At 70.1% G+C, this 19,769-nt stretch carries 20 protein-coding genes; 13 read left to right on the top strand and 7 right to left on the bottom strand.

What is annotated here, in order from left to right; translation table 11 throughout:
- Window positions 1–7 precede the first annotated feature (7 nt).
- The 4 genes from HNQ61_RS08670 (at window position 8) to HNQ61_RS08655 (ending at window position 3,930) form a co-directional block, all read left to right on the top strand.
- On the top strand, window positions 8–862 hold the full coding sequence (locus HNQ61_RS08670) for a phosphatidate cytidylyltransferase (protein WP_170039941.1): 855 nt from the start codon (window positions 8–10) through the stop codon (window positions 860–862).
- The gene (gene dxr / locus HNQ61_RS08665; RefSeq protein WP_170039939.1) at window positions 859–2,010 is read left to right on the top strand and encodes a 1-deoxy-D-xylulose-5-phosphate reductoisomerase; all 1,152 of its coding nucleotides are present in this window, start codon (window positions 859–861) and stop codon (window positions 2,008–2,010) included. Before HNQ61_RS08670 ends, dxr begins: the two co-directional genes overlap by 4 nt.
- Window positions 2,004–3,359, top strand: coding sequence for an RIP metalloprotease RseP (rseP, locus tag HNQ61_RS08660; RefSeq protein ID WP_170039938.1), 1,356 nt, complete (start codon window positions 2,004–2,006; stop codon window positions 3,357–3,359). The genes dxr and rseP overlap by 7 nt, the downstream gene beginning before the upstream one ends.
- Before the next feature lie 187 nt (window positions 3,360–3,546).
- A complete protein-coding gene (locus HNQ61_RS08655) occupies window positions 3,547–3,930 on the top strand; it encodes a TraR/DksA family transcriptional regulator (RefSeq protein WP_170039937.1) in 384 nt (127 codons plus the stop codon).
- 324 nt (window positions 3,931–4,254) lie between these two features.
- On the opposite strand, the gene HNQ61_RS08650 is transcribed toward HNQ61_RS08655, so the two are convergent.
- The 6 genes from HNQ61_RS08650 to HNQ61_RS08625 form a co-directional block, all read right to left on the bottom strand.
- The gene (locus HNQ61_RS08650) at window positions 4,255–4,467 is read right to left on the bottom strand and encodes a hypothetical protein (RefSeq protein ID WP_170039936.1); all 213 of its coding nucleotides are present in this window, start codon (window positions 4,465–4,467) and stop codon (window positions 4,255–4,257) included.
- Window positions 4,468–4,868: 401 nt separating this feature from the next.
- On the bottom strand, window positions 4,869–5,690 hold the full coding sequence (locus HNQ61_RS08645) for an MBL fold metallo-hydrolase (RefSeq protein ID WP_170039935.1): 822 nt from the start codon (window positions 5,688–5,690) through the stop codon (window positions 4,869–4,871).
- 152 nt (window positions 5,691–5,842) lie between these two features.
- Window positions 5,843–7,093, bottom strand: coding sequence for a putative sugar nucleotidyl transferase (locus tag HNQ61_RS08640; protein ID WP_170039934.1), 1,251 nt, complete (start codon window positions 7,091–7,093; stop codon window positions 5,843–5,845).
- 134 nt (window positions 7,094–7,227) lie between these two features.
- The gene (locus tag HNQ61_RS08635; RefSeq protein ID WP_170039933.1) at window positions 7,228–8,304 is read right to left on the bottom strand and encodes a mannose-1-phosphate guanylyltransferase; all 1,077 of its coding nucleotides are present in this window, start codon (window positions 8,302–8,304) and stop codon (window positions 7,228–7,230) included.
- Complete coding sequence (locus HNQ61_RS08630; RefSeq protein WP_170039932.1) at window positions 8,301–8,720, bottom strand: response regulator transcription factor; 420 nt, start codon at window positions 8,718–8,720, stop codon at window positions 8,301–8,303. The genes HNQ61_RS08635 and HNQ61_RS08630 overlap by 4 nt, the downstream gene beginning before the upstream one ends.
- A 52-nt stretch (window positions 8,721–8,772) precedes the next feature.
- Window positions 8,773–9,126, bottom strand: a complete 354-nt coding sequence (locus tag HNQ61_RS08625) for a roadblock/LC7 domain-containing protein (RefSeq protein ID WP_170039931.1) — start codon at window positions 9,124–9,126, stop codon at window positions 8,773–8,775.
- Between the two features lie 141 nt (window positions 9,127–9,267).
- Here HNQ61_RS08625 and HNQ61_RS08620 point away from each other — a divergent pair, with 141 nt between their 5' ends.
- From HNQ61_RS08620 to HNQ61_RS08580, 9 genes are all read left to right on the top strand, one after another.
- Window positions 9,268–9,900 carry a hypothetical protein gene (locus HNQ61_RS08620; RefSeq protein WP_170039930.1) on the top strand — a complete coding sequence of 211 codons (633 nt, stop codon included), beginning with the start codon at window positions 9,268–9,270 and terminating at the stop codon, window positions 9,898–9,900.
- The gene (serS, locus tag HNQ61_RS08615; protein ID WP_170039928.1) at window positions 9,900–11,189 is read left to right on the top strand and encodes a serine--tRNA ligase; all 1,290 of its coding nucleotides are present in this window, start codon (window positions 9,900–9,902) and stop codon (window positions 11,187–11,189) included. Before HNQ61_RS08620 ends, serS begins: the two co-directional genes overlap by 1 nt.
- Before the next feature lie 106 nt (window positions 11,190–11,295).
- Window positions 11,296–12,528: a sensor histidine kinase gene (locus HNQ61_RS08610; protein ID WP_170039926.1), complete on the top strand. Its 1,233-nt coding sequence runs from the start codon at window positions 11,296–11,298 to the stop codon at window positions 12,526–12,528.
- A 520-nt stretch (window positions 12,529–13,048) separates the two neighbouring features.
- Complete coding sequence (locus HNQ61_RS08605) at window positions 13,049–15,385, top strand: ATP-dependent helicase (RefSeq protein ID WP_170039924.1); 2,337 nt, start codon at window positions 13,049–13,051, stop codon at window positions 15,383–15,385.
- An 89-nt stretch (window positions 15,386–15,474) separates the two neighbouring features.
- Window positions 15,475–16,218 carry an alpha/beta fold hydrolase gene (locus tag HNQ61_RS08600; RefSeq protein ID WP_170039922.1) on the top strand — a complete coding sequence of 248 codons (744 nt, stop codon included), beginning with the start codon at window positions 15,475–15,477 and terminating at the stop codon, window positions 16,216–16,218.
- Between the two features lie 192 nt (window positions 16,219–16,410).
- On the top strand, window positions 16,411–16,668 hold the full coding sequence (locus tag HNQ61_RS08595) for a hypothetical protein (RefSeq protein WP_170039920.1): 258 nt from the start codon (window positions 16,411–16,413) through the stop codon (window positions 16,666–16,668).
- Between the two features lie 139 nt (window positions 16,669–16,807).
- Window positions 16,808–17,071: a hypothetical protein gene (locus HNQ61_RS08590; protein ID WP_170039918.1), complete on the top strand. Its 264-nt coding sequence runs from the start codon at window positions 16,808–16,810 to the stop codon at window positions 17,069–17,071.
- A gap of 322 nt (window positions 17,072–17,393) precedes the next feature.
- On the top strand, window positions 17,394–17,687 hold the full coding sequence (locus HNQ61_RS08585) for a hypothetical protein (RefSeq protein ID WP_170039916.1): 294 nt from the start codon (window positions 17,394–17,396) through the stop codon (window positions 17,685–17,687).
- 180 nt (window positions 17,688–17,867) lie between these two features.
- Entirely contained in the window at window positions 17,868–18,131 is a 264-nt protein-coding gene (locus HNQ61_RS08580) for a hypothetical protein (RefSeq protein WP_170039914.1), read from the top strand.
- Between the two features lie 112 nt (window positions 18,132–18,243).
- Here HNQ61_RS08580 and HNQ61_RS08575 read toward each other — a convergent pair whose 3' ends face one another.
- Window positions 18,244–19,554, bottom strand: coding sequence for a DUF5723 family protein (locus HNQ61_RS08575; RefSeq protein WP_170039912.1), 1,311 nt, complete (start codon window positions 19,552–19,554; stop codon window positions 18,244–18,246).
- Window positions 19,555–19,769: the final 215 nt, after the last annotated feature.

The following is a 19,769-nucleotide window of genomic DNA, read 5'->3' as shown; positions in this document are numbered from 1 at the left end:
AGACCGCGTGGCCGCATCGGAAACGCTGACCCGGGTGGGCGTTGCCCTGGCCGGAATCCCCGTGGTGATCGCCGCGGCCTATTTCGGCGAATGGGTGCTCGCCGCCCTGCTGGCCGCCATCGCCGCGCTCACCGCGCGCGAACTGTTTCGCATGGCGGCCCGCAAGGCGCCGCGCCCCCTGGAGCTTCTGGGGATGATGGGCGCGGCGGGGATGATCCTGGGCGCGGCCATCGACCCGCGGATGGGCCTCGCCAACCCCGTCCCTGCCGCCGTCCTCGTCGTGCTGACGATGACGGTGGCCACCGCCGCCATCTGGACGCGCGGCGTGGAGGGTGAGCCGTTTCTCTCGCTCGCCATCACCGTCTTTGGCGCGGGGTACGCGGGGCTGCTCGCCTTCGGCCTCTTTCTGCGCCACCTTCCCGGCGTGGACGATCCGCTCCACGGCACCGCCATCCTGTTCGCCCCCATTCTCCTTACCTGGGTGAGCGACACCGCCGCCTACTTTGGCGGCCGGGCGATGGGAAAGCACAAGCTCATCCCGCGCGTAAGCCCCGGAAAGACGGTGGAGGGCGCGCTTTCCGCGGTCGCCGGGAGCCTGCTGGCCGGAGCGGGGTACGCCGTGCTTCTGGGCCGCTTTCCCGCGTACCATCCCACAATCCTGCAGGGCGCCGTGTTCGGCCTCCTGGTGTCCGTCTTCGCGCAGGTGGGCGATCTGGCGGAGTCGCTGCTCAAGCGCGACGTGGGGGTAAAGGATTCGGGAACGCTGCTCCCCGGCCACGGCGGCGCGCTGGACCGCTTCGATTCGCTCCTCTTCACCCTGCCGCTGGGGTACGCGTTCTTCCGCTTCGTGGTGGGTGGATGAAGGGCGTCGCCATACTGGGGGCCACCGGCTCCATCGGCGCGAGCGCGCGGGCGGTGCTGGCGCAGCACCCGGAAAGCTTTCGCGCCGTCGCGCTGACGGCGCACCGCAACGCGGGCGCCCTGCGCGAACTGGTGGCGGAGATGCAGCCCTCCCTCGCCGTGCTCGCCGACGCGCCCGTCCCCGGCGACGTGCCCCCGGGCGCGGCGGAGTGGCGCAGCGGGCGGCAGGCGCTGCTGGAGGCGGCCACGCACCCGGACGCGGACATCGTCATCAACGCGCTGGTGGGCGCCGCCGGGCTGGAGCCCACGCTCGCCGCGCTGCGCGCCGGAAAGCGGGTGGCGCTGGCCAACAAGGAGTCGCTCGTCTGCGGCGGGCCGCTGGTGCTGGAGGCCGCGCAGCGGGGCGGGGGAGAGCTGGTGCCGGTGGACAGCGAGCACAGCGCCATCCTGCAATGCCTGGCCGGAAGCCGCGCGGCGGACATTCGGCGGCTCGTCCTCACCGCGTCGGGCGGCCCGTTCCGCACCTGGACGCCCGAGCGCATCGCCGCGGTGACCCCCGCGGACGCGCTGCGGCACCCCACGTGGGACATGGGCGCCAAGGTGACCATCGACAGCGCCACGCTGGCCAACAAGGCGCTGGAGGTCATCGAGGCGCACTTTCTGTTCGGCGTGCCGTACGACCGCATCGAGGCCGTCGTACATCCGCAGTCCATCATCCACTCGATGGTGGAGATGGCGGACGGTTCGGTGCTGGCGCAGATGGGCTTTCCGACGATGGAAATCCCCGTTCTGTACGCGCTCACGCACCCGCACCGGCTGCCGTACCAGACGCGCCGCTTTGACCCCGTGGCCGCGGGGACGCTGACCTTTGAGGCCGTTCGCGGCGAGTGCTTTCCGCTTTTCGCCCTGGGCGTGGGCGCGGGGGCGGAGGGCGGAACCGCGCCGGCCGTGTTCAACGCCGCCAACGAGGTGGCCGTTGCCGAGTTTCTGGCCGGCCGCGCCCCGTTCCGCGGCATCGGCGAGGCGGTGGACGATGCACTGCAGCGGTGGGCCGGCGGGCCCGTCCGCACCCTGGACGACGTGCTGGAGGCCGATGCCTGGGCCCGGCGCGCCACGACCGACTTTCTGACCCGGCTTGCCCCGTGCTGACGATTCTGGCGACCCTGGTCGCGCTGTCCCTGCTGATCCTGATCCACGAGTTCGGGCACTTCTTTGCCGCGAAGTCGGTGGACATCGCCGCGCCCCGCTTTTCCCTGGGGCTGGGGCCGCGCGTGGCCGGCTTCCAGTGGGGGGAGACGGAGTTCGTCATCTCCGCCATTCCGCTTGGCGGCTACGTGAAGATGGCGGGGATGGAGGACGACGAAGCCGCCGCCGCGCTGGAAGGCGGCGAAAAGATCGAGGAAGTCGATCCCTCGCGGACCTTTGACGCCAAGCCGCTGTGGGCGCGCGCCTGGGTGATCAGCGCCGGCGTCATCATGAACCTGCTGTTTGCGCTGCTGGCCAACCTGATCCTGGCCTTTGCGCAGGGCGAGCAGTACGTGGCCACCACGCAGCTGGCGCCCATGACCACGCTGGGCGGAAGCGCGGCGCAGGTGGCCGCCATCCCCACCGGCGCGGCCGTGACCTCCGTGGGCTCGCAGCAGGTGGACAGCTGGGACCGCATGCAGGAACTGCTGAGCGAGGCCCCCGCCGGCCCGGTGCAGATCGGACTGCGGGGCGCGCAGCCGGTGACGCTGAACCTGCCGGAAAAGGGAGCCTCGCGCGACAGCATCCGCGCGGCGCTGCGCTTTCTGAGCAAGCCCGTGTTCGGCGCCGTGCAGCCCGACATGCCCGCGGCCAAGGCGGGCATTCAGGGGGACGACAGCATCATCTCCATCGGCGGGCGGCCCATCCGCGCCTGGCACGAGGCGGTGGAGATCTTTCGCGGCAGCCCGGGCAAGCCGCTCGCGCTGGAACTGGAGCGCGCGGGGCAGCGGCGCACGGTGACGCTCACGCCCGCGACGGAAAAAGAGACGGTGAACGGGGCGGAGCGCACGGTCGGCAAGATCGGCGCGCTGGAGAAGCCGACCATCGACTACCGGCGGCTTAGCTTTGGCGACGCGGTGGCGGCCGGGTTCGAGGGCACCTGGCGGATGATCACCATTCTGCTGGATACGCTGCGCGACCTGGTCACCGGCGCTCTCTCGCCGCGCAACCTGGGCGGGCTGCTGTCGATCGGCGAGGCGTCGGGGCAGAGCGCGGCGCAGGGGCCGGCCAGCTTTCTGTTCTTTCTGGCCTTTCTGTCCGTCAACCTGGCCGTGCTGAACCTGCTGCCCATTCCCATTCTGGATGGCGGGCACCTGATGTTTCTGCTGGTGGAGGCCGTGCGCGGCCGGCCGCTCAGCATCGAGGCGCGCATCCGGCTTTCGCACGTGGGTCTGATCATCGTGGTGGGGCTGATGCTGTGGGCCAACGGCAACGATGTGGTCCGCTACCTGGGGCGCCTGCTGAACCGCTGATCGCGTCTACTTTGATGAAATCACCCCGGCGGCCTTGAAGGAATGGCCTCCGGGGTGGTACATTTGCGGGCTGTCCCGCGCGCAGCGGGTGCGTTGGATCGAACGTTCGATGCGCGCCGAGGCCCGGCGGGCGTGCGCTTCGGGGCACCCCGCCCGACACATATCCAGCCACAAGCGAGACCCCGAGATGGACCGGACCCAACGCGACGCCATCGAGCGTCTTCTTCTTCGCGAACGCGAGAAAATCCAGCGTTCGATCGGACGGTTTCAGCAGAATACGGCGCAGAGCCGCGACGCCGCCGACGCGGATCTGAGCAGCTATTCGTTCCACATGGCCGACCAGGGCACCGACGCCATGGAGCGCGAAAAGTCGTTCCTGTTCGCCAGCAAGGAAGGCCGCTACCTGTACCGGCTGGAGGAGGCGCTGCGCCGGCTGTACACCGATCCCGAGGGCTTCGGCATCTGCCACGGATGCAAGAACGAGATCCCCTTCATGCGGCTGGAAGCGCTGCCGCACGCGCGCTACTGCCTGGACTGCAAGCGCCGCGAAGAAGAAGACAAGGCGGCCTGATCGGCTCCGGTTGGATGATGTGGAAAGGGCGGCTCTCCGGTGCGGAGAGCCGCCCTTTCCGTTCCCGCCACCGTGGTAACAGCCATCACGCGGAGGCCGCGGGGGGCGCAGAGGTCGCGGGAACGGCAACAGAAAAGCCTCACGCAGAGCCGCAGAGACGCAGAGAAAGAACAACGGAGGGGGTGTGGAGATTCGATTCTCCAGCCCCCTTCGTTGTTTTCTATCCATCTCTGTTTTCCCCGCAGTTCCTCCCCGCGACCTCCGCGAACCCCCGCGGCCTCCGCGTGAGGGCAGTTGATATGATCGCGAGCAGGGCGATGGCGATCACGCGGAACTTCCCATCGGGTACGGCTCTTCCGCTTCCAGCCCGTCTCCGACTGTGATGTCGAATTCCTCGGCAATGGCGCGCAACTCGGACATGAAGACGGGATCTTGCGCCGCCTCGTCGTAGCTGGCGTACAACTTCTCGCGACGCGTCTGTCGTGCCTGATCGTCCTGATGATCTCGCGCTTGCGCCACTGACGAACGGTTCCGCATCGGCATCTCCTCTGGTCACAGTTGGACAGATAGGGGAAACTGCACGGTGTGGATGGCGGGCGCAAGTCTCGCGAAATGAAAAGAAAAACCTCCGCTTGGGCGGAGGTTGTGGAAACGATCCAAGAGATCGGCCGGGCGCGTCAGAACAGCGAGGTCTGCGCGGGGAGGCGCCGTCTGCCGTCGCGAGAGCGGCTGAAGCCGCCGCTCCAAAGGCGCAAAGCCCCGACGCGGCGCCCACAGGCGCCGCTCGGGGCTTCACAACCGACTCCAATCTCTCAGGTCCGGCTCAGCGCCTGATGAAGCCCCGAACGTGGACGCGACAGCGGCCGCGTGTCGGGGCTTGGCGCTGTTTGAGCGGCGGCTTCAGCCGCTCAAGGGAGATGCCGTCCCGTCAGGGCGCCTCAGAACAGCGAGGTCTGCGCGGGGAGGCGCTGGCGGCGCATGCGGGACACGTCGATGGGCGCCAGCGGGCTCTCCTGCCGCGCCACCTCCAGCGTCCCCTCGTACCGCCGCCGCTCCAGCGCCATCCCCACGACGTCCCTGGCCAGATGCGGATCGTTCGCCTGCTCGCTCAGGTGCGCCAGGACGACCGCGCACAGGTTGTCGTGGTACAACTCGCCCACGAGTTCCGCGGCGGCGCGGTTGCTCAGGTGGCCGTGGCTGCCGCCGATGCGCGCCTTGACCGACCACGGATACGGACTTTCGCGCAGCAGGATCTCGTCGTGGTTGCTTTCCAGCACCAGCACGTCGCACCCCTGCAGCGCGTGCCGCACGCCCGCCGTGGCGCGCCCCAGGTCCGTGGCGATCCCCAGCTTCTCGCTCGTCGCGGCCTCTGTCACCGTCACCGCCACGGGATCGATCGCGTCGTGAACGGTAAGGAACGGCGTCACGATCAATCCGCCGATCCGCACCGGCTCGGCGCTGCTGTACGGGCGCACGTCCTCGCTGCCGTCCAGCAGCGATCCGCATACGTTGCGCGTCAGTTCCGTCAGGTACAGCGGCAGATTCCACCGGCGCGCGGCCACGCCCATCCCCCGCGTGTGGTCGCCGTGGTCGTGCGTCACCAGCAGCGCCGTGAGCGAGGCGGGGTCCACCTGCACCTCCGCCAACCGGCGCTCCAGGTCGCGCCCGCTGAACCCGGCGTCCACCAGGAGCCGCGTTTCGCCCGATTCGATCAGCACCGCGTTGCCGCGGCTGCCGCTGCCCAGCAGGGTGACTTGCAAAGGACGAAAGTGCGGAAGTGCGGAAGTGCGGGGTGCGTGAGTGCGATGGTGAACGTCGCGCCGGAAACGGCGGACGCCCTCCGGCGACAATCTAACAGAATCGCGGGAGGGCGTCTAACCTGTTGCTCAGGCGCGGGATCGGCGGATGGCCGTCACTCCCCGCCGGGGCCGCGGGCGGCCTCCCATGCCCGGGCCAGCTGCCCGGCCGCGCCGTCGGAAAGCTCCACGCCGCGGCGCGCCATGGCCCGCTTGGCCACGTCCAGAAACTTGTCCACCCGGTACGCCGTGAGGTCATCCCCGGTTCCCCAGCTGAACGGGGGGACGTACTTGGGCGGCATCTCCGCGCCGTACAGGTTGCTCCCCGCGCCCACCACCGTCCCGGTGTTCAGCAGCAGGCCGATCCCCGTCTTCACGTGGTCGCCCAGAAAGCAGCCCACCTTGATCTCCCCCGTGTCCTGCTCGCCGGAGGGGGTCCACAGCCGCACCGTGCCGTAGTTGTTCTTGAGGTCGCTGTTGGTGGTCTCCGCCCCCAGGTTCACCCAGGCGCCAAGGTAGGCGTGGCCGATATGGCCGTCGTGCGCCTTGTTCACCCAGTTCAGGCACACGCTCTCGGCGAACTCGCCACGGATGCGGCACCCCTCGCCGATGCTGGCCTCTTCCAGCGCGCCGCCCAGCACCATGCTCCCCCGGCCCACGTACGCCGGGCCCGCCAGCCGCGTGAACGCCCGCACCTGCACCCCGTCATCCAGCCACACGGGACCCTTGGTGAGGTCGAAGACCACGCCGGGTTCGATCCGCACGCGCTCGCCCAGCACCAGCGGATGGTCGCCGAAGCGGAAGGCGCCCTCGGGAAGCTGCGGCCGGTCCTCCGCCGACTGCTCCGCGCCGAACAGGCCGGCCACGTCCGCCGTGGTCTGCGCGCCGCTGCCGGACATCAGCTCCCACATGGCCCCGATCATCCGCCCCTGCAGCTCCACCGCGCCGGTGCGGTCCAGCAGCGTGGAGGGCGAGTCGAAGAACGCCGCGTCTGGCGCCGGCGTCCCCGCGGGAGCGAACCACCCCGCCACCTCGCCGTCGACGACCACCGCGCCCGCGCCGCCCCGCCGGGCGCGCCACAGGTCACCGCTGCCCCACGCGGGAACGGCGCGCGCGGACAGAAACAGCCGGTCCCCGTCCGCCGGCGCGTCGGCGTAGGGAATGACGGGGGGCGCGTCCGCCTCCTCAAAGCCGGCCAGGTGCGCGGGCCCCAGGTGCGCCACGCACCGCGCCCCGAACAGGCGCTCCGCCCGCCTGCGCCCGGTAAACGCGCCGAAGCGCAGCTCGCCGCCGGGTCGGGTGAGCGCGAACGGGTGCCACGCGCGGCTGTGCGCGTCGTCAAACAGAATCAGCGAAAGGTCGGACATGCGAGGTCGGTCGGCGATGGAGCGGGTTGACGGCCGTGAACGAAAGCGGGCGGTCTCGCGGAGTGCACCCCGCGTGCCGCCCGCGACACGTCCATCTTCATCCCCCCGCCGGGGAGGAAGTCCCGCGGCGGGGGTCAGCGCAGGTCGCGCAGGTGGTCCGGCAGCTGCTGCAGCATGCGCTTCAGGTCCGGCGAGCGGTCGCGGTGTGCCACGAAGGTTACCCCGCCCGTACGCACGACCACCAGGTTCTCCACCCCGAAGCCCACCACGGGCCCCTCGTCGGCGTACAGCACGGTGTTGTCGCACTCCACCGCGTGCGCGTCGCCCAGCAGCACGTTGCCGCGCTCGTCCGCGGGGCGCGTGCGGCTCACCGCGTCCCAGGCACCCACGTCGTCCCACGCAAAGGTGGCGCGCACCACGCCGCTGCGGTCCGACCGCTCCAGCAGCGCCTCGTCGATGCTGATGGTGGGGGCAAGGCGGAAGAACTCCTCCGACTCGCCCCGGCGCAGCATGGGCACCAGCTCGCGGAACTCCGGCGCGTGCGCCTGCAGCTGGTCCAGCATGTCGGCGCAGCGCCACACGAACAGCCCCGTGTTCCACAGAAAGCGGCCGGACGCCAGGTACTCCTCCGCCGTCTCCCGGTCCGGCTTCTCCACGAACTCGGCGACGGCGTTCCCCGGCTCCGGATGGTCGTCCCCCGCGAGCCCGTCCAGCGGGGCGCCCAGGCGGATGTAGCCGTAGCCGGTTTCCGCGCGCGTCGGCGGCGCGCCGATGGTGAACAGGCGGCGGTGCCCCACGGCCAGCTCCGCCGCGCGGGCGATCAGCGCGCGGAACGCTTCCGGGGGATGGATGACGTGGTCCGCGTGCAGAGACACCATCACCGCGTCCGGATCCAGCCGCTCCAGCTCCGCCGCGGCCCAGGCCAGCACCGGCCCCGTTCCCGCCGCGCGCGGCTCCAGCAGCAGGTGCTCGCCGCCCAGTTCCGGAAGGACGGAGAGGAGCGCGCCGGAAAGTTGCCCGCCCGTCAGGATGCGCAGCCGGTCGGCGGGGACGAGCGGAACGATGCGGTCCACCGTGTCGCGGATCAGCGGCTGCTCCGACGCCAGGGGAAGCAGCTGCTTGGGGCGCGCCGGCGTGCTCACCGGCCAGAATCGCGAGCCCACGCCGCCGGCCAGAATCACCGTCCACAGGTGCGGATTGGCGGTGCTCATGCGTCGCCGCCCTCCGACGGAGGCCCGCCGAACAGCTCGTCCACCCGCGCCAGCAGCTTCTTGGGGCTGAACGGCTTGGTGAAGAAGTCGGTGGCGCCCAGCTCCATGGCCTGGCGCCGGTCGGCGTCCTGCCCCTTGGCGGTCAGGATGATGATGGGCGTTTCGCGCCGGTGCGGAAGGCGGCGCGCCTCGGCCAGCACCTCCAGCCCGGTGGCGTACGGCATCATGATGTCCAGCAGAACGATGTCGATGGGCTCGGTGCCGTTCAGTTCGGCGAGCGCGGCCCGGCCGTCGGAAACCAGGGTGACCTCGTAGGGACCCTGCTCCAGCTTCATCTGGATGATGCGGCCGATGTGCGGCTCGTCGTCGGCCACCAGGACGCGGCGAGGGGCGTCGGCGGCGGGGTCTGCGTTCATCACACCCACAGGGGACGGGGGAACCGCGCGGGCGCGGCCGGGGTTGTACGCGTCACACCAGCGCGGCCAGTTCGTCGCGCCGGGCGGCCAGGTCGCGCAGAAGCGGGGCAAACCCCACGCCCGCGTCCAGCAGCACGGCCATCAGCACCTCATCCGAAAGCACGCTCGCCAGCGCCACGCCGCTGCCCAGGCGCACGGCGATGGTTTCGGCCTCGCCGGCGCCGCTGGCCTGGCCCAGCGCCCCGGCGGCCGAGGCCAGGCCGGGGATCATGGCCGACACGGTTTCGGCGTCCAGCGAGGGGTCGCCGTGGTGCGCGATCAGCAGGCCGTCGCGCCCGAGCACCAGAACGTGGCGTACGCCGGGGTGCGCGGCCAGCGCGGCGAGCGCGTGGTCAAGAGAGGGCATCGGTGCCTTTCCGCGGGTGAAAACCGGGCCGGGACGGCCAGCAACGTACCCGGCCCCGACCGTCCAAGTCAACCCTGAACCGGCCCGGCGCACCTTGACGGGTGCTCCCGGCGCCGCGTATGCTTTCCGTTGCGACCGCCCGTGTGGCGGCGCTCTTTTTTTCACCTGTACGCCCTGCGCACCGCGCCCGGAGCGTACGGCCATGTGGAGGGAACCGCGGTGCGCTTTGCCCCCTTCGTCCTGTTGATCTTTCCCCTCGCGGCCTCCATGACGGCCTGCGATGAAAATTCCCTGTTCGACGAGGTCATTCTGACCACCGACACGGTCACCATCGGCGCGCCCAGCGGGCCGTCGGGGCTGCCGTCGGCCATCAGCATCTCGCGTCCCAACGCCATCGAGCCCATCGAAAGCCGCCCGGAAACCGCGGGCGACGCGCAGCGCTGGGACTTTGCCCTGCGCCAGGGCCCCGGGGGCGAGCTTCAGCTGCGTTCTCGCCAGCCTGACGAGGGCGGCGTGGGCTCCGGAATCCTTCCCACCACCCAGGCGTTTGAGAACATCGAGCGCGGCAGCCGCGCCCGTTCGCGCTACCTGCTCACGCCGGTGACGCTCACCACCAACGCGGCGTACATGCTGCGTTCGCAGTACAGCAACGGCTTCTCGTCCTGCGGCGGATACGCCAAGGCCAAGGTGCTGGAGCTGAACACCGCCCAGGCCACCGCCAAGCTGGCGCTGGTGCTGAACGACCGCTGCGACGACGAGCGCCTGACCGACTGATGATCGACGTCCGCCTGCTGCGGCAGGACCCCGACGCCCTGCGCGGCCGCCTGGCCGCGCGGGGCAAGCGTGATGAAACCGACCAGGCCGTCGACACGGTGCTGGCGCGCGACGCCGAGCGCCGCGCCCTGATCGGCGAAGGCGACGAGCTCAAGGCCCGCCGCAACGCCGTCAGCCAGGAAGTGGGCCTTCGCAAGCGGCGCGGCGAGCCGGCCGACGACCTGATCGCCGAAACGCGGACGGTGGGCGACCGCATCCGCGAGATCGACGCCCGCCTGCGCGATCTGGAGGCGGAGATCGAGCACGTTCTTCTGCGCATGCCCAACGTCACCGACGCCTCGGTGCCCGCCGGCGGCGAGGAGTCCAACGCTCTGGTCCGCACCTGGGGCGAGCGGCGCGAGTTCTCCTTCACTCCCCGCCCGCACTGGGACATCGGCGCGGAGCTGGGGCTGATGGACCTGGCCGGCGGCGCGCGCGTGGCGGGAAGCGGCTTTCCCGCGTACCGCGGGATGGGCGCCCGGCTGCAGCGCGCCCTCATCAACTTCTTTCTGGACCTGCACACCGGCACGCACGGCTACACCGAGGTGGAGCCGCCGTTTCTGGTGACGCGCGACGCCATGCAGGGGACGGGGCAGTACCCCAAGTTCGTGGAAGACGGCGACGCGTACGAGATCGAGGCGGACGGGCTCTTTCTGGTTCCCACCAGCGAAGTGCCGCTGGTGAACCTGCTGCGCGAGCAGCTGCTGGAGCCGGGCGCGCTGCCGGTGAAGTTCACCGCGTACTCCCCCTGCTTTCGCCGCGAGGCGGGTTCGGCGGGCAAGGACACGCGCGGGCTGCTGCGGCTGCACCAGTTCGACAAGGTGGAGCTGGTGCGCTTCGAGGAGCCGCAGAACTCCCCCGCGGCGCTGGAAGAGATCACCGCGCATGCGGAAAAGGTGCTGCAGCTGCTGGAGCTTCCGTACCGCGTGCTGCTGCTGGCCGCGGGCGACACGGGCTTCGGCAGCACCAAGACGTACGACCTGGAGGTGTGGGCGCCCGGGGTGGAGAAGTGGCTGGAGGTGAGCAGCGCCAGCAACATGGGCGACTTTCAGGCGCGGCGCGCCGGCATCCGCTACCGCCCCGAGGCGGGGGCGCGGCCGGAGTTCGTGCACACGCTGAACGCGTCGGGCGTGGCGCTTCCCCGCACGGTCATTGCCCTGCTGGAGAACGGCCAGCAGGAGGATGGGTCGGTGCTGATCCCCCAGGCCCTGCAGCCGTACCTGGGAACGGACCGGCTGGTCCGCTCCTGAGCGCGCCGCGCGCCGGCGGCCGTCCGGCGCCGGCGCACCCGCCCGTGCCGCCAACCCTCATGCGAGCCCCCGCTCTCCCGCGACGCGGGCCGCCCCGCCCGCGCGGATGAACCGCCGCCACTGGCCCACCGCCCTGGCCGTTCTGGCCGCGGCCATCCTGGTCTGGTACCTGTTGTACAGCCAGGCGCTCGTGCGCGAGCTGCGCAAGGACGCCGAGGTGCACTCGCGCATCGTGGTGCGGGTGTACAGCGGGCTCAGCGACCCCGACATGGAGCCGCTGGCCACGCTGCTGGGGCTGTCCGGCGAAATCCAGCGGCTGCGCATTCCCATCGTGTACGCCGACCAGGACGGGGTTCCCGCGTTCTGGGTGAACCTGCCGTTCGAGGCGGCGCAGGGCGACACCGCGGACATGATCCGGGTGATGAAGTACAGCGACCGGCTGGCGCGGCAGAACCCGCCGTTGACGGAGCAGGGGCTGGGAACCATCTATTTCGGCGATCCGCCCTCGGTGGAGCGCCTGCGCTGGGTGCCCCTGCTGCAGGTGGGCGCCCTGGTGGCGCTGCTGGCCACCCTGGCGTCCGTCATCCGCCACAACGTGCGCACGGAACGCGAGCGCATCTGGGCGGCCATGGCGCGCGAGTCGGCGCACCAGATGGCCACGCCGCTTTCGTCGCTGGCGGGATGGGTGGAGATCCTGCGCCTGCCGGAGGAGGACCGCGAGGGGATGGCCACGCTGCCGGCGGTGGCGGGGGAGATGGAGGCGGACCTGGACCGGCTGGAAAAGGTGGCCCGCCGCTTCGAGTGGATCGGCCGCCCGGTGCAGACGGAGTCGGTGGACGTGCGCACGCTGCTGCGGCTGCTGGAGCGCTACGTGCGCGTGCGCCTGCCGCAGCTGGGGCGCGGCGTGTCGCTGGAGGTGGACATTCCCGAGGGGATGCCGGCGGTGCAGGGGAACGCCATTCTGCTGGAGTGGGCGCTGGAGAACCTGGTCAAGAACGCGCTGGACGCGCTGGCCGGGGCGGGCGGCCGCATCTGCATCGAGGCGGAGGCGCTGGGCGAGCGGCGGGTGGAGATCCGGGTGACGGACGACGGGCCGGGCGTGTCGGCGACGGTGCGCACCACGCTGTTCGAGCCGGGCGTATCCACCAAGAAGGGCGGGTGGGGCGTGGGCCTTTCGCTCGCCCGCCGCATCGTGGAGGACGTGCACGCGGGCAAGCTGCGGCTGGAGCCGTCGGAAAAGGGGGCGCGCTTCGTGATGCAGCTTCCCGCGGTGCCGGAGCCGGCGGATGCGGGGCGGCTGCGCGGGCGCGGGGTCGGGTTGTACGGGGGAAGTGCGTAGGGGTGCGTGAGTGCGGAGTGCGTGAGTGCGTGAGTGCTGGCTTTACGGCGGCCCCCACCCGGGCCGGCACCACCGGCCCACCCTCCCCCAAAAAAGACTGGGGGAGGGTTGTTGGCGGGCGGCGAGTCCGGCGCGACACGGGTAGTTCGTCGCGCTGAGCGGATTTCGTTGAGCGAATGAATCCGCCGCTCCAACAGCGGGAACCCCCGACACGGGGCGATTCGCGCCCCGTTCGGGGCTTCAACTGCATCGTGGCCGGCGTCCAGTCCGCGAAGGCGGACTTTGTGTGTTTCGAGGCGCGGTTTCAACCGCCGGACGGTCGCCGCGGGTGTGTGCCGAACGCCGCCCTCGCGCTGAGGTCTCCCCCTCTCCCGCTTGCGGGAGAGGGGGCCGGGGGGTGAGGGCTGCCCGCGGCCGCGCCAGACCATCCGGAGCACACCTGCCGTTCTCCCCAGCTCCGTGCGGCAGTTTGCCTCCCGTCGTTCCGCGTGACAATCGCAATCCAGAAAGCACTGCATAGATGGCGTTCGACCTGTCGCACCTGAACCCGGAGCAGAACGAGGCGGCCTCCCACTTCGAGGGGCCGCTGCTCGTGCTGGCGGGCGCCGGGTCCGGAAAGACCCGCGTGCTCACCTCGCGCATCACCTGGCTGGTGGACGAGATGGGGGTGGATCCCGCCGGGATCCTGGCCCTCACCTTCACCAACAAGGCCGCGGGTGAAATGCGCGAGCGCGTCCGCTCCATGCTGGGGCGCGAACTCGCGGGAATGTGGATCGGCACGTTCCACTCCGTCGGCGTGCGCATTCTTCGCCGCGATGCGCCCAAGCTGGGGTGGAGCCCGTCGTTCACGGTGTACGACGCGGACGACCAGGACGCGCTCATCAAGCGCATCATCCGCGACCAGCTCAAGCTGGACCTCAAGAAGTGGCCGCCGCGCGCCATCCACTCCGCCATCTCCGCCGCCAAGAACGAGCTCACCGGCCCGCAGGAGTATGCCGAGGGCGCGAATGACGCCTTTGAACGCGTGGTGGCGGATGTGTATCCGCGCTACCAGCAGGCGCTCAAGGACGCCAACGCCTTCGACTTCGACGACCTGCTCGTGAAGCCGGTGGAACTGCTGCGCACCCATCCGCACGTGCTGCGGCGGTACCAGGACCGCTTCCGCTTCCTGCTCGTGGACGAGTACCAGGACACCAACCGCGCGCAGTACGTCTTTCTGCAGCTGATGGCGGCGGAAGCCCGCAACCTGTTCGTGGTGGGCGACGACGACCAGAGCATCTACGGATGGCGCGGCGCCGACATCCGCAACATCCTGGACTTTGAAAAGGACTTTCCGGATTCGCGGATCGTGCGGCTGGAGCAGAACTACCGGTCGTCCGCCAACATCCTGGACGCGGCCAACCGCGTCATCAGCCACAACGTGAACCGCAAGGGCAAGACGCTGCGCACCGACGCGGCGGCCGGCGAGCGGATCACTCTGGTGGAGGCGGCGGATGAATCGGACGAGGCTCGCTGGGTGGCGGAGGAGATCCAGGCGCGGATGGCGGATGACGCACGCCTGTCGCTGCGCCACTTCGTCATCCTGTACCGCACCAACGCGCAGTCCCGGGCGATGGAAGAAGGGCTGCGGCGCGAGGGCATGCCGTATCGCGTCATCGGCGGCACGCGGTTCTACGAGCGGCGCGAGGTCAAGGACGCGCTCGCCTACCTGCGGCTGGTGAGCAACGCGTCCGCGGATGAGGCGTTTCTGCGCATCGTCAACGTTCCCCGCCGCGGCATCGGCGACGCATCCGTCACGCGGCTGGCGGAGCACGCGGCGGCGCGTCGCATCCCCCTCCTGGCGGCTGCGGCGGAGGCGGGTTCGGTGGATGGCATCCGCGGCGTGGCGGCCAAGGCGCTTCCGGAACTGTCCGCGCTGATCGGAAAGTACGCAGCGCTCGCCTCGCTGGAAGGGGTGGAGCTGGATCAGCTGCTGCGCGAACTGGTGCTCGAGTCCGGGCTGGTGGAGGCGCTCAAGGCGGAAGGCCCGGAAGGCAAGGACCGCCTGGCCAACCTGGACGAACTGATCGCCGGCGCGGCGGAGATCCAGCGCCGCCTGGTGGACGAAGATCCCGAGCTGATGATGGAGCTGGAGGATGCGGGGGAGACGTCGCCGCGCCCGCTCGACCTTTTCCTGGGCCACGTGGCGCTGGTGGCGGACGTGGACCAGCACGATCCCACGGCCGACGCGGTGTCGATGATGACGCTGCACAACGCCAAGGGGCTGGAGTTTCCCTTCGTCTTCATCAGCGGGATGGAGGACGGCCTGTTTCCGCTCATCCGCGCGTACGACGAGCCGGAGGACCTGGAAGAGGAGCGGCGGCTGTTCTACGTCGGCGTGACGCGGGCGGAGCGCAAGCTGTACCTGGTGCACGCCAAGCGGCGGCGGCGCGGGGCGCAGTACATGGACAGCGCGCCCTCCCCGTTCCTGGAGTCCGTCCCCGAGGACCTGACGGAGACGCGCAAGACGCCGCGCATACTGGAGCGTTCCTCCTCGTGGTCGCAGCCGTGGAAGCAGGGAGGCTCGTACACTTCCCGCCGCGAACGGCTTTTTGGCGGCGACTCAGCGTGGGGCGGGGGAAAGAAGAAGGACGACGGGGACGATTCCGGGTACCAGGTGGACTACGCGGACTCGCAGGACGCGCCCTCGCTGCGAAAGGGCGCCCGCGTCCGCCATCCCACCTTTGGCTCGGGGACGGTCAAGGAGCTCACCGGCTACGGCAACGACGTCAAGGCCGCGATCGAGTTCGACTCCGTGGGGCGCAAGACGGTGGTGGTGCGCTACGCGAATCTGGAAAGCGAAACGGATTGGGATTGAGGGCGCTCGCGGCGGTGCTGTGTGCGATCCTCGCATCCGCGCCCGCGAGGGCGGACGGGCTTGCATCCACACCAGGCACGGAGACGGTGATGGTTGATGGACGGATTTCCGCGCCGCGGTCCGGCAGGGTGGGCGCGGCGGTGGCCGTGGCGGCGCTGGCCGGCGCGGGCGTGGTGATGGCTCTTCCCGCGCGGCCCGCGCCCCCGGTGCCGGGCGACCGGCGCGAGACGGTGTTTCTGGTGCACGGCATGGGGCGCACGCCCGTTTCCATGCTGCTGCTGCGCCGCCGGCTGGAGCGCGACGGCTACCGCGTGGTCAACTGGGGCTACTGGCGGTCGACGGGGAGCGTGCGCGACCTCTCCGCGCGGCTGGCGCGCGAGGTGGCGGCGCAGCGCGGCGACGCGGCGGCCATCCACTTCGTGGGGCACAGCCTGGGCAACATCATCGTGCGGTGCCTGCTGGCGCACGAGACGCCGGGGCCGGTGGGGCGCATCGTGATGCTCGCGCCGCCCAACCAGGGCTCGGCCAAGGCGGACCGCTACGCCTCGCTGGTGGGCTGGCTGCTGCCGATGATCCACGAGCTGCGCACCGATCCCGCCAGCACCGCGCGCACGCTGGCGCTCCCCGACAGCGTGGACGTGGGGATTATCGCCGGCACGCTGGACGGCAAGGTGCGCGTGGCCGAAACGCACCTGGACGGCGCGCGCGACCACATCACCGTTCGTTCCGCGCACAGCTTCATCATGAACCGCCGCGACGTCCATGCGCTGATCGTCGGATTCCTGCGCGACGGCGCCTTTTCGGCCAGCGGGGAAGCACCCGCCATCCGCTGACGGACGGCGGTTCACGCACGGCGAGGCTGGCCGCTCCACGGGGGCGGTCGGCCTTTCTGCTTTCCATCTCAGGAAACGGCGCAATGAGACGGCTGGATGAATCCTTATCCGCCGCTATATTGATCGCACTCTCGGCGCCGCGGCTCGGGTGTCCGTTGCGCTGGATCATCAACCGTTCGATGGGAGCAAGTCATGAGCAAGATGAAGCTTGAACTCGACGCGCTGACCGTGCAGACGTTTGCGACCGCGGCGGAGGTGGACGCGTACGAGGGTACGGTGGACGGCCACGCCGCGCCGCCCAAGACCAACGGCTGCGGCTCGGAGATCGACGCCTGCCCGTCGTCGCTGGGCTGTACGTACCAGTGCGACACGGTGGAGTTCTGCAGCTCGTTCCGGGTCTGCAACACCCTGGACCAGTGCGTGACCACCGTGCGCTGCGAGATCGGCTGAGCATCCGCGGATCTGAACGAACCCCTTTCCCGCCCGGAGAGGGGTTCGTCGCGTCCGGCCCGCAGCACCGGAGAAGCACGACCGTGGCGGTACTGATGCCGTCGCGTCTCGATCTGAACCGCTCTCAAGAAAGCACGCCATGAACAAGATGAAGCTGGAACTCGACTCGCTGGATGTGCAGTCGTTCGCGACCGCCAAGGTGGATGGGTACCAGGGCACGGTGGACGGCCACGCCAAGACTCCGGCGTGCACCCTCGGCTGCGGCTCGGAGATCGATGCCTGCCCGTCGTCGCTGGGCTGTACGTACCAGTGCGAGTCGATCGACCGCTGCACCGGCCTGGGCTGCGAGTCGTTCGACACGAACTGCCCCACCAACGTGTGCGCCGTGACCGAGACCTGCTGATCGCTCGGTGAGAGCCCCTCGCCCGCTGGCGAGGGGCTCTCATCGATCCGCATCCCGCTCGCCCGCGGATCCGTTCCGCGAGCGCGACCAGGTCCTCCCGCGATTCGTCCTTCCCGTCAGTTCCCCCGCGTTCCTCCGCCACCCCCGCGTCCTCCGCGTGAACGCCGTTCGCGAAGCCTGCGGCGGCCGGCAGTCTTGTGGAAAGTGCACAGCGTTGCCCGGTGACAATCTCCTTATCTGACTTTATATTACGGAACTCGATCGCACGGCGGCCCGTACGCCGGCGCGATCCAACAAGGAACCGCTCGCAAGGAATCATCCCATGAGCAAGATGAAGCTGAACCTCGACACGCTGGCCGTGCAGTCGTTCGAGACCGCCGGTGCCGGCGCCGCCGCCCGCGGCACGGTGGATGGCCACGCCATCGCCAAGACGTACAACGGCTGTACCTCGGAGATCGACGCGTGTCCGTCGGCGCGCGGCTGTACGTTCCTGGAAAACTGCGAGACGCAGAACTGCGTCACCTACGACGCGGCCTGCAAGACGTACAACGGCTGCACCTCCGAGGTGGATGCCTGCCCCACCGGCCGCGGCTGCTCGGACGTCTTCGTCTGCTGATCGGCATCTGCAAAGAACCCCTCGCCCGGCACGCCGGACGATGGGTTCTTTTTCTGCCCGCTGCACCCGCGCCAGTGCTCGCGCGGCGACGATGAAGAGTTGCACGGCCGGCGCGATCCGCGCGCCCGCCGCATGGACCGCCATCACCGCGGTCCGGAACCACGGAAAAGGAACATCCTCATGAACAAGATGAAGCTGGAACTGGCGGAGCTCGAAGTGCAGTCGTTTGAGACCGCTGCCAACGCCGGCGCGCGCCTGGGAACGGTGAACGGCCACGCGGAAGGCAAGACCACCGTCGGCTGCGAGGGCACGGCCGTCATCTGCCCCGTGGAATCGGACAACGACCACTGCCCGTCCATCGGCTGCACGTTCTTTCGCCCGTGCGACACCAACGTGCCGTGCGAATCCGTGGACTGCGCGCCATCGGAATTCTACATCTGCTGATCCACGCGGCGGAAGCGAAGAACCCTCTCCCCGGCGGCCGGGGAGAGGGTTCTTTTCGTTCCGGCCCGCCAGAGCCCGCGGGGGATGCGCGTCCGCGGGATCGAAGCGTGGGTCAGGGCATGGTGGTGTCGGCGCGGCCGCTGAGGGAGATGGTGCTCACCCAGCCGTTGCGCTCGTCGTTGTCCTTGCCGGTGTGCAGGCGGGCGATGCCGAACTGGATGGGCCCCAGCGAAACGCCGCCGGACAGCATGTTGCCGCTTTCGCCGTCCGTGGCCACGCCCGCGCGCAGGGTGATGATGGGCAGCTTCTGCTGCACGCCCAGGCTGAGCTGGTTGCGCCACAGCGCGCTCACCGGCGAGGCGTCGCCCAGCTCCGACGTGTACGAGGCGCCGATGGTGGTGCGGGTGGGGAGCACGTACGCGCCGCCCACGCGCAGGGTGGTCGGCATGGCCAGCTCCAGGTCGCCGCGCAGCGACTGCGCCAGAGCGTTGATGGCCGGCGAGACGGTGGTGGCGTCCAGGTCGAACTCCGTCTCGCTGTCCTCGTAGCGCGCCAGGATCGCCTCGGGGTCGCCGTCGTCGTAGTCGGCGCTGTTGAGCGTCACCGAGCGGATGCGCATGTTGTCGTCGTTCCACTTCATGGTGTTGACGACGTTGTCCACCGCCACGCCCAGCGTGAGCCCCGGAATGGGCTCCATGGCCGCGCCCAGGTCCAGCCCGTAGCCGTTGCCGCCCTTGGCCTGCAGGCCGGCGTACGTCACTTCCACGTCGGTGGGGACCGCGTTGTTGAAGACGGTGCGCTGGTTGACGAAGGCGGAGCGCACGCGGTCGCGCGGCAGGAAGTAGTGGCCGGTGGCGCCCAGGGCCAGCGGGCCCACGCGGGTTCCGTAGCCGGCGTGAAAGTCCCAGAACGAGGCGCGCGAGCCCGCCGTGTTCTGGATGTTGTACTGCGCCAGCTTGCTCTGGTCAAAGCCGTTCAGCACCAGGTCCACCAGGCTCTTGTTGATGCTGTGCTCGCCCTGGATGCCGTACGTGACGCCGAACGCCAGGCGGCGGATCTGCATGGAGATCAGCGGCGCGCGCAGGTAGCCCTCCACGCCGGTGCCGTCGCTGGGGATGTCGTCCAGGATCTCCTGCCGCTCGGCGTCGTCCAGGTCGTTGTAGTTCACCAGGTCCCACACCTGCCCGGGCGTCACGCCCACGGACTGCGCGCCCAGCGCCAGGGTGGGGAAGGAGACCGACCAGTGCGGGCTGTTGGGCAGGCCCAGGTTGGCGGGGTTCTGGTACAGCGACTCCTGGCCGCGCGCCACGCCGATGTACGCGCCGCCCATGCCCAGAGCGCGCGAGGAAAGCGGGACCTGCGCCGAAAGCGGCGCGGCGGCGAGCACCGCGGCCAGCGCGGCGCATGCAACGTTCTTGGTCATCAGACGGTGTTTCAGGGTAGCGGGCCGTGGTGTCCGCGAACGCGGGAACGGCGCCGGAAGTGTGCGGGAACAGCGGTCGTGCGGGCGATGCCGCTCACGTGCGGAATCGCCTTGAAGCTATGTGGATTCCGTGCACGGGGCAACCGTGCCGCCATCCCGGCGGGGCCATTCCCGGACGGCCGGGCGCACGGGCTCCGTCCGCGCCGCCCATGACC

Origin of the sequence: Longimicrobium terrae, assembly GCF_014202995.1 — a bacterium.
Classification (GTDB): Bacteria; Gemmatimonadota; Gemmatimonadetes; order Longimicrobiales; family Longimicrobiaceae; genus Longimicrobium; species Longimicrobium terrae.
Note: the sequence above shows the minus strand (reverse complement) of the source record. Positions and strands in the feature narration are given on the sequence as shown.

Coding starts and splice junctions, on each gene's coding strand:
- dxr (WP_170039939.1), top strand. CDS start 859: ATGAAGGGCGTCGCCATACTGGGGGCCACCGGCTCCATCGGCGCGAGC.
- HNQ61_RS08655 (WP_170039937.1), top strand. CDS start 3,547: ATGGACCGGACCCAACGCGACGCCATCGAGCGTCTTCTTCTTCGCGAA.
- HNQ61_RS08650 (WP_170039936.1), bottom strand. CDS start 4,467: ATGCGGAACCGTTCGTCAGTGGCGCAAGCGCGAGATCATCAGGACGAT.
- HNQ61_RS08640 (WP_170039934.1), bottom strand. CDS start 7,093: ATGTCCGACCTTTCGCTGATTCTGTTTGACGACGCGCACAGCCGCGCG.
- HNQ61_RS08635 (WP_170039933.1), bottom strand. CDS start 8,304: ATGAGCACCGCCAATCCGCACCTGTGGACGGTGATTCTGGCCGGCGGC.
- HNQ61_RS08630 (WP_170039932.1), bottom strand. CDS start 8,720: ATGAACGCAGACCCCGCCGCCGACGCCCCTCGCCGCGTCCTGGTGGCC.
- HNQ61_RS08625 (WP_170039931.1), bottom strand. CDS start 9,126: ATGCCCTCTCTTGACCACGCGCTCGCCGCGCTGGCCGCGCACCCCGGC.
- serS (WP_170039928.1), top strand. CDS start 9,900: ATGATCGACGTCCGCCTGCTGCGGCAGGACCCCGACGCCCTGCGCGGC.
- HNQ61_RS08610 (WP_170039926.1), top strand. CDS start 11,296: ATGAACCGCCGCCACTGGCCCACCGCCCTGGCCGTTCTGGCCGCGGCC.
- HNQ61_RS08605 (WP_170039924.1), top strand. CDS start 13,049: ATGGCGTTCGACCTGTCGCACCTGAACCCGGAGCAGAACGAGGCGGCC.
- HNQ61_RS08600 (WP_170039922.1), top strand. CDS start 15,475: ATGGTTGATGGACGGATTTCCGCGCCGCGGTCCGGCAGGGTGGGCGCG.
- HNQ61_RS08595 (WP_170039920.1), top strand. CDS start 16,411: ATGAGCAAGATGAAGCTTGAACTCGACGCGCTGACCGTGCAGACGTTT.
- HNQ61_RS08590 (WP_170039918.1), top strand. CDS start 16,808: ATGAACAAGATGAAGCTGGAACTCGACTCGCTGGATGTGCAGTCGTTC.
- HNQ61_RS08585 (WP_170039916.1), top strand. CDS start 17,394: ATGAGCAAGATGAAGCTGAACCTCGACACGCTGGCCGTGCAGTCGTTC.
- HNQ61_RS08580 (WP_170039914.1), top strand. CDS start 17,868: ATGAACAAGATGAAGCTGGAACTGGCGGAGCTCGAAGTGCAGTCGTTT.
- HNQ61_RS08575 (WP_170039912.1), bottom strand. CDS start 19,554: ATGACCAAGAACGTTGCATGCGCCGCGCTGGCCGCGGTGCTCGCCGCC.